This is a genomic window from Paracandidimonas soli, assembly GCF_004342005.1.
Taxonomy (GTDB): domain Bacteria; phylum Pseudomonadota; class Gammaproteobacteria; order Burkholderiales; family Burkholderiaceae_B; genus Paracandidimonas; species Paracandidimonas soli.
This window is the reverse complement of record NZ_SMBX01000001.1, coordinates 619,327-631,898: the sequence shown is the minus strand read 5'-3', so window position 1 is coordinate 631,898 and position 12,572 is coordinate 619,327. Positions and strand designations below refer to the sequence as shown.

Here is a 12,572-nt window from a genome sequence, read left to right as displayed (position 1 = left end):
CCGTGTATCAGGGCAATCCAATCAATGCAGCAATCTTCCGCTTGATAGAGGCCAGTTCTTCCAGACTGACCTGACCTTTGTACGTTGCATGCCGGGCGCGCCAGTCGAGACTCCTGACCTGATCGGCAAGGACGGCGCTATCACGAGCCGACTGGATGGGTACCTCGGCCAGTGTCGGGAACATATGCAGCGCGAGCTACCATGCCTCGTTACCCACCGCCTCGCCAAAATCAACAGATTCGTGCAGGTTTTCGTCCGTGATGCCCGCCAGCAGCGTCGCCAGATCGTCTTGCTGAGGCCCGGCCGGCTCGATGACGATACGTCCCTCGACCACACTATGTTTTAATCCTATTATGGATCCATAATAGGACTTGAATCCTCTTCCTGGTTGACTCGCGATAGCAGTCCACCTCATGATGAGTGCATGGACGGGATTGCATAACTCGCATCGACTCCCCTCTTCTTCTTTTTATGAGCAGTACACCGTACATCTTTTCAGAAGACAGATTTATGACCGAAACTAGCGCAGAACCGCAACCCCTTACCGCCGACAACGTCACCGAACAATTGAGAAACCTGATTCTTAATGGGGCTTTGGGCGTCGGAGTTCAACTCAAGCAAGAGTTTTTGGCAAAGCAATTCGGCGTAAGCCGAATTCCAGTGCGCGAAGCGCTCAGGAGGCTTCAGGCTGAGGGATTGGTGACCCATGCGCCACACCAAGGTTCGATGGTAGCGTCGCGCTCCATTGAGGAGTTACTTGAGACATTGGATATCCGGATCGGTCTGGAAACACGAGCATTGGTGCTGGCCATTCCGAATATGGACAACAAAGTCTTCAAGCAGGCCGAGGAAATCATGCGAGAGTATGATGCCAGTGAGTCTCCGCGCGATTGGGCTGAGTTGAATCTGGCTTTTCATATGTGCTTGTATCGTCCATGCGACCGTCCACGCTTGCTCAAGCAGATAGAGCTCTTGGTGCGTGGTATCGATGTACATCTACGAGCACACCAGTCGTATGCTGCAGGCCGCAAGTCGCCTCAAAATGAGCATCGTGCCATCCTGGATGCCTGTATCGCTCGCGATAAGACTCTGGCCCGAGAATTGCTTGAGGTGCATATTGAACACACTCAAATGGCGTTGCTGGCGGAACAAGAGCGGAGCAAAGCTCCTTATCAGCCTATCCCCGGATTCGCCATCAGAAAGGCGCGTGCAGAAACGGCCAGAAGCAAGCTTACCAGCACCGCAGGCCCTAAAGACAAGGATACGGACAGTGCAAGAAAATCGCGGCGGCCAAGGGCATCGATCATCCAGAAAACGAACTGAGCCCTCATAACGTCGCGGCTTCAACCCTGGGACAGTTCAATGGACCGTTGATGCGCTTTGACTACTGCTTCAGTCACTAGACACCGAAGCGCACTATCCTTCTCGAACACTTCGATGGCGGCATGGGTAGTGCCATTCGGAGACGTGACCTCCTGACGCAACGAGGAAAAATTGGCGCCGTCGCCGCATTGCAACGTTGCCGCGCCGAGCGCTGTCTGAGCAGCAAGCTGTTTGGCTAACTCGCTTGGCAAACCCAGTCTCTCCCCCGCGTCGGCCAATGCTTCGCTGAATAAGTGATAATAGGCAGGGCCGCTTCCACTGAGCGCCGTGATCGCATGAAGCTGCTCCTCGGTTTCCACCCAGTAGGACTTGCCTACAGCATTGTATAGCTGAGAAATCTTATCCCGTAGCGGCGACGTCACGCTGATGCCACCAAACAAGCCAACGCAGCCCTGATGAACCATCACTGGAGTATTCGGCATACTGCGCACAACCGGACATGCAATAGGCAGAGCCTGTTCCAGCGTAGCAATAGAGACGCCGGCCATTACCGATATGATAGAGGCATTTCTCAGCCGCGCGATAGATACGGCTGCCAATGCCTCGCGCGCCATGGCTGGTTTGACGGCTACGATCACCAGATCATAGATGGTATCGGGCAACTCGGCTGCGCTACGATATACGCGAGCTTTGACATCCTGTGCACGGTGAGGATCCACAGCATCGATTCTTTGGACCAAATCCGCTTCAATCCAGGCCTCGCCCAGCGAGGCCCCCATTCTTCCGTAGCCGAGGAAAAGTGCCGTTAGGCTCATGGTAGTTTCTTCCTTGATGGATATTATTTACATTGGATCCAAGATAGGATACATTAGTTGTCATCCAATATCCATATAACAAGGCGTAAGCGATGAAAAAACCTACGGCACAACGGTATGACGTCGTCATCATTGGCGGTGGCATCATGGGATCCAGCGCGGCTTACAACATCTTGCGCAAGGCACCAGGCATCAGCGTGTGCGTGATCGAACCGGATCCCAGCTATGAGTTCTCCTCCACGCTGCGTGCCTCGGGCGGTTGCCGAGTCCAGTTTTCCTGTCCCGAAAACATCGAGATGTCCCTGCACAGCTTGGAATTCCTCAAAGACTTTGAAAACACCATGACCGCCAATGGCCGGCCAGCGCCAATCGACTGGGTGGACGGAGGTTATCTGTTCCTTGTGCCACCCGAAAAAATCGGACTGCTGGAAGAAAACGTATCCGTGCAACGCGAACATGGTGCGCGAGTGGATTTGCTCACGCCAGCTGAACTCAAAGAACGCTTTCCATCGATCTATGTGGACGACCTGGGCGCCGCCGCGCATACACCTGAGGACGGTTGGTGCGACCCTAACGGCTTGCTGTGGGGCTTTCGCCGCAAGGCGGTTGAGCTGGGGGCCGAGTATATACAGGACAAAGTTGCCAGCGCTTCAGTCAGCAATACAAAGGCGCAAAGCGTCACGCTCGAGAGCGGTGCATATATCCAGGGCGACGCTTTCGTCAATGCTGCCGGTGCTTGGGCTGGACTGGTAGCCGAGTTCTTCGGCATGCCACTGGCCGTAGTACCAATGCGGCGTTTCGAACACTATTTCACCAGTGGCAATCCGATCGAGACACTTCCCTACGTCAAGGATTTGAGCCGCCTTGCCTTTCGCTCGGAAGGCAAAGGTTTTTCCGGTGGGCTGGTGGACGGCAATGAAAAACGCGGTTTCAACTTCGAAGTCGATCACGACTACTTCGAAAATGTCGTCTGGCCTGCCGTAGCACACCGCTTTCCGCCGCTGGAAGCAGCCAAGTGCCACCGTACCTGGTCTGGCCTGTACGAGCAGCATGAGCTGGATCTAAATCCGGTGATTGGCTCCTGGAACTCCCGGTTGAAGAATCTATATACGGTGGCGGGCTTCTCCGGCCATGGCATGATGCATGCACCGGCAGCCGGACTCGGTATTGCCGAGCTTATTGTCGATGGCCGCTTTACGACCATCGACCTGACGCGCCTGGGCTATGAACGCGTCGAAACGAATACGCCATACAGCGAGACGGGAATTCTATAGTCCGACTGAGATGAGCCCCCGGATCCGCAAAAGATACGGGGGCTCAAACTTTCCGGGACTGCAACCTCGATGCTGCGACTTACAGCAGGTTCTTCACGAACTCCCCTTCCTTCATGATGACATGCAGATTCGAGCCTTCGGCGTCGAATATCTCCAGGCCTTGATAGGGATCACCGTCCACTACCAGCAAGTCTGCGATGGCGCCCGGAACGATTTCCCCCAGTTTGCCTTCCTGGCGAAGAATGGCGGCATTGACCAGAGTTGCAGAACGGATGACCTCCGCATTCGACAGCGCTTGCGCATGCAGGCTCAGGCCATCGCATTGAAACTGCTGCGTGTGCATTGACAGATCGCTTCCATAGCCGATTTGAACGCCATTACGCTTGCATGTATCGAGCGCCTGCAAGCCTGCCTCCAGGACCAGGTCGTTTTTCCGCAAACTTTCTTCGGATTTGCCCGAAGCAGGGCCAAGCTCCTTGTTCTTCTGATACACGATCAAGGTCGGCACCAGGAAGGCGCTCTTTTCGTTCATCAGTTGGGCTGTGGCATCAGACACGAAGTTTCCGTGCTCAATGGTCCGAACTCCCAGGCGCACCCCTCTTTCGATCGCGTCGTCAAGATAGGCATGCGCGCACGTGTAGACCCCCCAACGATCCGCCTCTTCGACAATAGCCGAGATTTCGTCCTCCCTGTATTGAAGACTCTCCAGTGGATCGTTTGGCGAAGCGACTCCGCCGCTCAGCATGATCTTGATGTGATCAGCACCACGGCGCAGTTCTTCTCGTGTTGCCTTGATGACGTCAGGTAATCCATCGGCAATGGCAGCGAACAAGGACAGCCCCGTGCAGCAGGCGCATCCATAGCCGGTATTGGCCCTGCTGCGAAAATCGCCATGCCCCCCGGTCTGGCTGATCGCCCTGCCGCCAACGAATAATCTGGGCGAAGTGACATACCCGGCATTGACTGCATCGCGCATACCGTAGTCGCCGCCAGCGACGTCGCGCACTGTGGTGAAGCCACGCATGATCATGCCACGAAGCACCACGGTCGATTTGGCCGCCATATAAGTCGGGTTGACATCCGCCAAGGCGGCGATGTTGCGCTCGTTCATGTAAATGTGCACATGGCCGTCGATCAGGCCTGGCATCAACGTCTTTCCCTTGAGGTCGATGGCTTGGGCGCCCTCGGCCTGAATCGGTTGGTCGGATACGGCTACGATCGTCCCGCCGCGCACATGGACATGACAGCCGTCCACAAGCGCGTCCTTCTGAGGAACGAGCAACCTTCCTCCCTTGAAAATATACTCACCCTGCATTTCATGCCTCCTTTTGTGCGCAGGCATGCCCGCGCACAATCTATCACTCAAGTTCCAGACGGCTGACGATGGGGTTCCAGCGCTCGTATTCGAAGCGCATCAGTTGAGCGAAATCTTGCGGACTCCCGGGAGTGCCCTGCAATGACAAATCGTGAAACTGGCGCTTTACCTGCTCTTGCCCCACCGCGGCAACAAATGCCTGATTCAGCTTGTTCACGACGGCATCCGGTGTTCCTGCCGGGGCCAGTACTCCGTACCAGCCAGCGACGCTGACTTCCCCCAATCCTGACTCAGCCATTGTCGGCACATCGGGAAGCTGAGGGCTTCGGGTATCGCCGGCGACGGCCAGCGCGCGTACGCGGCCGTCCGCGATCTGCGTCAATAGTGTGCCGATAGAGTCAAAGGTGAAATGGATGCGGCCGCCCAGCAAGTCTTGCAACGCCGGGCTGAAACCCTTGTAATGAATGGCAGGCGCATCCACTCCTGCTATGGTCTTGAACAGTTCGCCCGCCAGATGACTGGGCGTGCCTGCTCCGGCGGTTGCATAGCTGTATGCGCCTGGCTTTTCCTTGAGTAATTTCACCAGATCTTGAACCGAATTGACAGGCAGCTCGGGATTCACGACAAGGACCAGCGACGACTGCGCCACTTGCATGACCGGCTTGAGATCTGTAAACGGGTCATAGGGCAGCTCTTTGTTGGTGATCTTGCTGATCACCAGCGGAGACAAGGCCCCCAACACAATCGTATAGCCATCGGCAGGAGCCCGGGCGACTTGATTCGTCCCAATGGTGCCCCCGGCGCCCGCCCTGTTTTCGATCACCACCGATTGCCCCAGCACCTCGCTCGCGGGCATCGCCACAATACGCCCTATCACATCAGTAATGCCCCCGGCAGAATAAGGCACAATGAGACGGATGGGGCGTTCGGGATAGTCGGCAGCGCTGGCCGGATTGGCAAGCGGCAACAGGCAGAGCGACATCGCTGTCAATGCACTGCGCAGAATATATTTCATAGGGGCCTCCTTACAGGCATTGATGGTGTTCTTATTGGAACCCATTTTGGATCCATTAATGAATCCGAGTTAACCCCTAACATGATCGAATGCGATGGTTCAAAACACTTGTCAGTTCAAGGGAAAACCCCATACTTATAGGATCCAAACTTGGATACTATAAACATGCTTGCAGCATAATTCCAGGCATGGGCAGTTTCCCGTATCTGAAGAGAGTATCAATGAACCCATCGAGCTGTGACACCTACAACGCCATCGTTGCCTATCTTGAAAGCTGTGCAGCCAACGATGCTCCATGCCATATGTCAGCCGAACAGCTGACATCGTTTCTTGTAGAGATCTTTGAACGCGCTGGCGCGGCCAGCCACACCGCCCGGATCCTGGCGCGTACCTGCGCCCTGGCCGAGCAGGACGGCGCCAAGAGCCATGGCCTGTATCGAGTCCCAGCATATATCGCCACTTTGGGCACTGACTGGGTTGATGGTGCTGCAGCCCCTGAAGTCGTGACATCAAAGGGGGCCACGGTAGTCATCGATGCCCGCAATGGCTTCGCCCAATGTGCGCTTCAGGTCGCGCGACCGCTGATTGAAGAACGGGCAAGAGTCTATGGTGTAGCGACTCTGCTGGTTCGTCGTTCTCACCATTTTGGAGCCTTGTGGCTGGACGTCGAGCCTTTCGCCCGACAAGGATTCGTCGCACTCACTGCTGTCAACAGCATCAGCCATATGGCTCCCCACAGCGGTAGCACACCGTTGTACGGAACGAACCCCCTGGCATTTGCTTGTCCTCGTTCAGGACATGATCCGATTGTCTTTGATCAGGCATCCAGCCTGATGGCAAAAGGAGATCTGCAGCTCGCCGCTCTCCATGGAGAGCAAGTTCCACTAGGCACGGGTGTCGACAAACACGGGAAGCTTACGCAAGATCCTCATGCCATCCTGGCGGGCGGTGCCTTGCTTCCATTTGGCGGACACAAGGGGTCTTCCATTGCAATGATGATCGAGATCCTTGCCGCTGGTCTGACGGGAGGTGCGTTTTCCTGGGAAATCGATCGTTCCGAATATCCCGACGCGCACACGTCTCGCGCCGGGCAGTTTCTTCTTTGCATCGACCCGTCCCATTCGGCAGGCCCGGGGTTTACCGGACGCATCGAATCTCTCGTCCAGGCATTGCATGATAGCGGCCAACAACGGCTACCCGGCGACAGGCGATACGCCATCCGCAAGCAAGCCGCCACACAGGGCATTGCCGTTTCACCTCAGGCAATGCTCGATCTGATCCAAGCCCTCTGATTATTCCCGACGCGGCCCTGCCCCGATACTGTCGCGCCATTCATCCATGCCATTCTACGGAGCTTTCACATGCATAACAAGCGACGCCAGATCCTCATTGCACTGAGCCTGTGTACTGCGGTGATACCCGCGCAAGCTGCGCAATCCAAATCCAGTTTCCCCGAACGCGCCTTGACCATTGTGGTCCCGTTTTCCGCGGGCGGCGGCAGCGATGTTGTGGCACGCATACTCGCAACCGGCATGAGCGCCAAGCTGGGCCAGTCAGTCATTGTGGAAAACAAGACCGGGGCCAGCGGCAACATCGGCGCAGAAGCGGTAGCCAAAGCCAAACCCGACGGCTACACACTGCTGTTCGGGAGCATGGGAGTCATGAGCGTGAACACCCATCTCTACCCCAATATGTCTTTCCAGCCCGAAAAGGATTTCACCGCTATTGGACGAATCTATGATACTCCTCACGTCATCGTCGTGTCGCCGGAGTTTCCGGCGACATCCTTGAGCGACCTGATTTCACTAGCCAAATCGAAGCCGGGTTCTCTTACCTATGCATCCGCTGGGAATGGCACATCGACCCATCTGATGGGCGCCCTGTTCATGGATCAGACCAAGACGAAGCTGACGCACGTTCCCTATAAAGGGAACGCGCCGGCACTCAACGATACGATGGGTGGCCATGTCGCCATAATGTTTGACCAAGCTACAAACTCGACAGGCCAGATCCGGGCAAAACGTCTTCGCGCGCTTGCCGTGACCTCCAAGAATCGACTGACCGACTTGCCGGAAGTGCCCACTGTGGGAGAACTCGGATATCCGGAGCTCGAGGCTACCTCATGGACTGTCCTGGCCGCACCGGCTGATACTCCAGCCGATATTGTCGAAAAGCTGAGTCAGGCATTGGAAGCCGCCCTTGCCGACGCCGACATCTCAGAAAAAATCAAGCAGACCGGCGGGCTGGTCAACTATGAATCTTCTGCCGCAGCCAACAAGCTGGTAAAGGATGAAAGCCTTCGTTGGGGAACCTTGATCAAGGCCGCCAACATCGCTACCAATTAATCTTTCGTTTACAAATACCGGTGTGCGGAGTGCCTGCTGAGATCCTTTTGCTGGATCAGCAGTCAGGTACCCCGCTCCTGATCAATCCCGCTCTTGCATTCGCCTGTCAGCCAAACTTGAGGCCGAGTTCTTCGACAATAGGACGCCAGCGCGTGTATTCATCTTGCAAGAGCTGTTTGAAGGCCTGCGGAGATGTCGCGTTGGCAATGGCTCCCAACTCGGTAATCTGCTGAGTGACTTCCGGCAAGGCGACCGTTTTATTGATGGCGTCGCTTAGCGTTTCAATGATGGTCGCTGGCGTGCCAGTCGGTGCCAAGTATCCATACCAGCCGCTTACATCAAACTCGCCAAGCCCTTGCTCTTCCAGAGAGGGAACGTCGGGCATGAGCGGGCTTCTCGTCTTGGCGGCTACGCCAAGAGGCTTGAGTCTGCCGGACTTGATAAAAGGCAGAAGACCGGCGGCCGAATCCATAGTCAGTTGAACCTCGCCGGCAACCAGATCAACCAGCGACGCGCCTGTGCCCTTGTAGGGGATATGCGCCATATCGACGTCGTACCGCTTTCTGAACAGTTCGTACGCGAGATGGCTGGGGGCTCCCGCTCCTGCGCTGGAGTAATTATATTTGCCCGGGTTCTTCTTCAGAAGATCAATAAGATCTGGAGCATTGGAGACTGGCATGGCCGGATTCACAGCTAGTATCAGGGGGGCCGATGCGATCTGCGTAATGGGAACGAAATCAGTGAACGGATCGTAAGAAAGATCCTTGGCTGCAATCTTGGCAATGACCAAAGGCGCGATTGATCCCATCAGGATTGTATAGCCATCGGGCGTCGCTTTCGCGACCTGGTTTGTGCCCAGCAGGCCGGCTGCCCCAGGACGATTATCCACAATGACCCTGGCGCCGGGCAATGAGTCACTCATTTTGTCTGCGATCAGGCGGGACAGAATATCGGTAATGCCGCCTGGAGCGTACGGGACAATGATTCTGATGGGTTGTTGGGGAAAGTTGCTGGCAAACACGCCTCTTGCAGCAAACGACAGCGCGCCAGTTGCCGTACCTAACAGTACGGTACGTCGGGTCATGGTCATGATGGACTCCTCTTTCTTGACATAAGGGCTAATGGGCTACAAAGTTGATTTGATTTATATTATCCGAAATTGGATCCAGAAAATAACAAAACTTACCCTTATTCCACATCAGAACCTTGGGATCTTCTGGTTTCCTTGCAGCGGAGCAGACGGCGATATCGTAGCCTGCAATCAGGGCGGAATCACTGGCATTCGCAGTCAACCCTGCCATTCTCCTGGTCCAGCCTCGCCACAGGACGGAAAGACGGGCTCAAATAATGCCCCGCTCCTTATAAGGCTCGTTGCGCTCCACGCGGGAGTGGCCAAATCGCGTCAGATCGATCGTTTGATAACGGCCGTCCACGATCCATTCGGCCACGGCCAGCCCGGTAGCAGGAGCATGCATCAGACCGTGACCGGAAAATCCGGCAGCAACGATGAAGTTGTCACGCTTCCCCGTCCAGGGGCCAATGATGGGATTGCCATCGAGGTCGCACTGTTCATACAGACCTGACCATGATTTGGTCAACTGCAGTTCACCCATACCGGGAAAGCGCCAGTTCACAGCGGGGCGTACGATGCGATCGAACCAGTTGACATCGAGCGCTTGAGCGAAGCCGCGCGGCGTCTTGGTATCTACCAGTCCTCCCGAGTAGCCGCTGTTGGTCGAACGGATGGCCAAGCCCTGCAGATCTTTGACGTAAGGCATGTTCGGCTGGAAAAACTCGGTTGTAAAGTTATGCTCGTAGCGCACCATCGGATTGATGGGTAGCGGCATCCCAATCATCTGGCTTATTTGCTGCGCCCACGGACCGGCAGCATTGACAAAGAAATCGGCACGCAAGCTCCGCCCCGAGCGCAGCTTGGCAGCCGTTACAAGACGCTCGCCTTCATCGAAACCGACCACGGCATCCTGCACAAACTCCACACCTGCATCGCGCGCCTTTTGCACCATTAGAGCCCAATACTTTTGAGCATTGAACCAGCCATCCCGTGGCGAGAATACGCCCGCACCCAGATCGTCGACACGCATCATTGGAAAGCGCTCCTGGATCTGTTCAGGCGTGAACAACGATGCTTCCACACCCATGGAGTGCTGGATCTCGAGATTGGACTCGAGCAACTCGATGCCCTTGGGTGGAACGATGAAAAGATAGCCGCGAGAATGCCAGTCAACCCCGGCAAATGGCGATTCCGCCGAGGCATCCAGCGACTGCATGTATTCGATGCTGAAGTTGGACATGGCGATATTTTCCGGACAGAAGAACAGGCGGCGCGAGCCGCCGGAGCCGGAGGTGGCGGACGAGGCCAAATCGCTGAATGGATCAGGTTCGATCACGGTGACACGCAGCGAAGGCTCTTTCTGTTTGCAGAACAACGCGATACTGGCGCCAATAGCGCCGCCGCCAATAATGATCACATCCGCCATTTCATTTCCTCTTCAGAGTTACCGCCATCCAGTGGTGGCATAGTATTATAGGATAAAATGATGGATCCAATTTATAACGACAAATCATCACAACTTGCAATAGCGAGTAAGCGTCATTCCAAGGCCGTCTTGACGACCTAGATAGCTTAGGTCCAGTTCACGCCAGGCTGATTCCACTCATCGACACGCTCGCCGCTGGCTTGGGCGGTGGCAATGGCGGTATCAAGTCGTTTTAAGATTGAGCTCAGAGGTTCATTTGGCCGGTAACGCAGCATGGCCACGGCTTGTTTGCCATCATAGGCGACTGCGGCATTACGCACCGGCTGGATCGCCCCAATCATGACATGGCCCTCACCCTTGATCAGCGCATCAATATGCCGATGATCAGAGGTATTTACGCCGCCTTGGGCAGGCTTTCGTTTAGCAGGTCCAGACGCCACGGCAACAACTCGTCGATTTGATTGATTGGATGGTCAGCGATGCGCTCGAACACGGCGCGCAGATAGGCGAAGGGCTCCACGTCGTTGAGCCGCGCCGTGCTGATCAAGCTATAGATTACCGCCGCGCTGTGCCCACCGCCATCGGAGCCGGCAAATAAATAATTACGCCGGCCAAGAACCAACGGGCGAATCGAGCGCTCGGCCGTATTGTTGTCGATCTCGATGCGTCCATCATCGCAATAACGGGTCAGTGCCGCCCAATGCCCGAGCGTATATTTGATCGCCTTGGCCAGTTCGGATTTAACCGAGACCGTCGCGAGCACTTGCTCCAGCCAGTCCTTTAGACTGACCAGCAGCGGCGCGGCCTGCTGTTGGCGAGCCGATTGGCGAAGCGCCACGGCACAACCTCGGATCTCCCGTTCAATAGCGTACAAGGCGCCAATGCGGGCTAATGCCTCTTGTGCGATGGGCGAAGGCTCATGTTTGAACAGGTCATAGAATTTGCGCCGGGCATGCGCCCAGCAGCCCGCCTCCACGATCTGCCCGCCACGGTACAGAGCACCATAGCCAATATAGGCGTCTGCTTGCAGGATGCCGCTAAAGCCTTGCAAGTGTTTTTGAGGTCGTTCGCTTTTGCGATCCGGCGAGTACTGATACCAGACCGCAGGCGGAGCGCGGCTGCCGGCCGGTCGATCATCACGCACATAGGTCCACAGCCGCCCGGTGCGAGTTTTACCCCGCCCCGGATCAAGAACCGGCACGGGCGTATCGTCTGTGTGGATCTTCTCGGCCTGGCGTACGTAAGGGCCCAGCGCGTTGCTTAAAGGTTCCAGTAAACAGCTCGATTCCCGTACCCATGCGGCCAGCGTGGCACGCTCCAGCTGAACGCCGGCACGACGATAGATTTGCTCCTGCCGGTACAGGGGGGTGTGATCGGCATACTTGGCCACAACCACCTGCGCAAGCAAGCCGGCATCGGCCATGCCGCGTGTGATCGGGCGCGAAGGCGCAGGTACTTGTTCGATATGAGAGCAGGTCCGGCACGCAAGCTTGGGCCGCACATGTCGGTGCACCTTGAAGTAGCCCGGCACGTAGTCAAGCGTTTCGCTGATGTCCTCGCCCAGCGTGCGCAGTTGGCCACCACAGTGCGGGCACCCGCACGCTGTGGGGGCATGAACAATCGTTTCGCGCGGCAGGTGTGTGGGGAAGGCGCGAGGCCGGCGACGCAAGACGGTGATGTTATTAGACGGCTGCGTCGGCGAGGTATCAGCGGGTGCCTCAGCGACGAGCAATGATTCGTCGGCAGTTTCGGGGAGATCACCCAGCGCCAATTGCAACTGATCCATCAGTTCGCTCATGCGCTCTGAAGAGCGCCCATATTGCCAGCGCTTCAGACGGGCAATTTCCGCCACCAACTTGGCAATGGTCTCATCGCGCGAGACCAGCATGCGCTTGAGCGTATCGATGTCGTTGGGTAAGGCGGTGGCGGGCATGCGCGCCAGTATAAAGTAAGGCGCTTACCGTGGAAATAGCTTTGTACCGGTCTA

Annotated in this window: 13 protein-coding genes; 4 read left to right on the top strand and 9 right to left on the bottom strand. The window is 56.2% G+C overall.

The features are described 5' to 3' along the window. Window positions 1–7: 7 nt before the first annotated feature. A complete protein-coding gene (locus tag EV686_RS02915) occupies window positions 8–184 on the bottom strand; it encodes a type II toxin-antitoxin system PemK/MazF family toxin (RefSeq protein WP_132473293.1) in 177 nt (58 codons plus the stop codon). Between the two features lie 12 nt (window positions 185–196). Next, window positions 197–334, bottom strand: a complete 138-nt coding sequence (locus EV686_RS18525; RefSeq protein WP_165972443.1) for an AbrB/MazE/SpoVT family DNA-binding domain-containing protein — start codon at window positions 332–334, stop codon at window positions 197–199. A 176-nt stretch (window positions 335–510) separates the two neighbouring features. Here EV686_RS18525 and EV686_RS02905 point away from each other — a divergent pair, with 176 nt between their 5' ends. After that, window positions 511–1,323, top strand: a complete 813-nt coding sequence (locus EV686_RS02905; RefSeq protein ID WP_132473289.1) for a GntR family transcriptional regulator — start codon at window positions 511–513, stop codon at window positions 1,321–1,323. Window positions 1,324–1,343: 20 nt separating this feature from the next. On the opposite strand, the gene proC is transcribed toward EV686_RS02905, so the two are convergent. Beyond that, complete coding sequence (proC, locus tag EV686_RS02900) at window positions 1,344–2,138, bottom strand: pyrroline-5-carboxylate reductase (protein WP_132473287.1); 795 nt, start codon at window positions 2,136–2,138, stop codon at window positions 1,344–1,346. A 92-nt stretch (window positions 2,139–2,230) separates the two neighbouring features. On the opposite strand from proC, the gene EV686_RS02895 reads away from it, so the two are divergent. Beyond that, window positions 2,231–3,412 (top strand): NAD(P)/FAD-dependent oxidoreductase, encoded by a 1,182-nt coding sequence (locus tag EV686_RS02895; protein WP_132473285.1) that lies wholly within the window; start codon window positions 2,231–2,233, stop codon window positions 3,410–3,412. Window positions 3,413–3,491: 79 nt separating this feature from the next. Here EV686_RS02895 and EV686_RS02890 read toward each other — a convergent pair whose 3' ends face one another. Further along, window positions 3,492–4,727, bottom strand: a complete 1,236-nt coding sequence (locus EV686_RS02890; RefSeq protein ID WP_132473283.1) for a metal-dependent hydrolase family protein — start codon at window positions 4,725–4,727, stop codon at window positions 3,492–3,494. Between the two features lie 43 nt (window positions 4,728–4,770). Then, window positions 4,771–5,742 (bottom strand): Bug family tripartite tricarboxylate transporter substrate binding protein, encoded by a 972-nt coding sequence (locus EV686_RS02885; RefSeq protein ID WP_165972474.1) that lies wholly within the window; start codon window positions 5,740–5,742, stop codon window positions 4,771–4,773. A 302-nt stretch (window positions 5,743–6,044) separates the two neighbouring features. Here EV686_RS02885 and EV686_RS02880 point away from each other — a divergent pair, with 302 nt between their 5' ends. Both EV686_RS02880 and EV686_RS02875 read left to right on the top strand, forming a co-directional pair. Continuing rightward, on the top strand, window positions 6,045–7,034 hold the full coding sequence (locus EV686_RS02880; RefSeq protein WP_424451069.1) for an Ldh family oxidoreductase: 990 nt from the start codon (window positions 6,045–6,047) through the stop codon (window positions 7,032–7,034). Window positions 7,035–7,103: 69 nt separating this feature from the next. After that, on the top strand, window positions 7,104–8,087 hold the full coding sequence (locus EV686_RS02875) for a Bug family tripartite tricarboxylate transporter substrate binding protein (RefSeq protein WP_132473277.1): 984 nt from the start codon (window positions 7,104–7,106) through the stop codon (window positions 8,085–8,087). Between the two features lie 106 nt (window positions 8,088–8,193). On the opposite strand, the gene EV686_RS02870 is transcribed toward EV686_RS02875, so the two are convergent. The 4 genes from EV686_RS02870 to tnpC form a co-directional block, all read right to left on the bottom strand. Next, a complete protein-coding gene (locus EV686_RS02870) occupies window positions 8,194–9,177 on the bottom strand; it encodes a Bug family tripartite tricarboxylate transporter substrate binding protein (protein ID WP_132473275.1) in 984 nt (327 codons plus the stop codon). A 250-nt stretch (window positions 9,178–9,427) separates the two neighbouring features. Beyond that, entirely contained in the window at window positions 9,428–10,585 is a 1,158-nt protein-coding gene (locus EV686_RS02865) for an NAD(P)/FAD-dependent oxidoreductase (RefSeq protein WP_132473273.1), read from the bottom strand. Between the two features lie 146 nt (window positions 10,586–10,731). After that, the gene (locus EV686_RS02860) at window positions 10,732–11,025 is read right to left on the bottom strand and encodes a hypothetical protein (RefSeq protein ID WP_132473271.1); all 294 of its coding nucleotides are present in this window, start codon (window positions 11,023–11,025) and stop codon (window positions 10,732–10,734) included. After that, entirely contained in the window at window positions 10,980–12,518 is a 1,539-nt protein-coding gene (gene tnpC, locus EV686_RS02855; RefSeq protein ID WP_132473269.1) for an IS66 family transposase, read from the bottom strand. Before tnpC ends, EV686_RS02860 begins: the two co-directional genes overlap by 46 nt. Window positions 12,519–12,572 lie beyond the last annotated feature (54 nt).

Bases quoted from the DNA above. Each gene is read 5' to 3' on its own strand.
- EV686_RS02895 (WP_132473285.1), top strand. From the start codon at position 2,231: ATGAAAAAACCTACGGCACAACGGTATGACGTCGTCATCATTGGCGGT.
- EV686_RS02865 (WP_132473273.1), bottom strand. From the start codon at position 10,585: ATGGCGGATGTGATCATTATTGGCGGCGGCGCTATTGGCGCCAGTATC.
- EV686_RS02915 (WP_132473293.1), bottom strand. From the start codon at position 184: ATGTTCCCGACACTGGCCGAGGTACCCATCCAGTCGGCTCGTGATAGC.
- tnpC (WP_132473269.1), bottom strand. From the start codon at position 12,518: ATGCCCGCCACCGCCTTACCCAACGACATCGATACGCTCAAGCGCATG.
- EV686_RS02905 (WP_132473289.1), top strand. From the start codon at position 511: ATGACCGAAACTAGCGCAGAACCGCAACCCCTTACCGCCGACAACGTC.
- proC (WP_132473287.1), bottom strand. From the start codon at position 2,138: ATGAGCCTAACGGCACTTTTCCTCGGCTACGGAAGAATGGGGGCCTCG.
- EV686_RS02880 (WP_424451069.1), top strand. From the start codon at position 6,045: ATGTCAGCCGAACAGCTGACATCGTTTCTTGTAGAGATCTTTGAACGC.
- EV686_RS02885 (WP_165972474.1), bottom strand. From the start codon at position 5,742: ATGAAATATATTCTGCGCAGTGCATTGACAGCGATGTCGCTCTGCCTG.
- EV686_RS02870 (WP_132473275.1), bottom strand. From the start codon at position 9,177: ATGACCATGACCCGACGTACCGTACTGTTAGGTACGGCAACTGGCGCG.
- EV686_RS02890 (WP_132473283.1), bottom strand. From the start codon at position 4,727: ATGCAGGGTGAGTATATTTTCAAGGGAGGAAGGTTGCTCGTTCCTCAG.
- EV686_RS02875 (WP_132473277.1), top strand. From the start codon at position 7,104: ATGCATAACAAGCGACGCCAGATCCTCATTGCACTGAGCCTGTGTACT.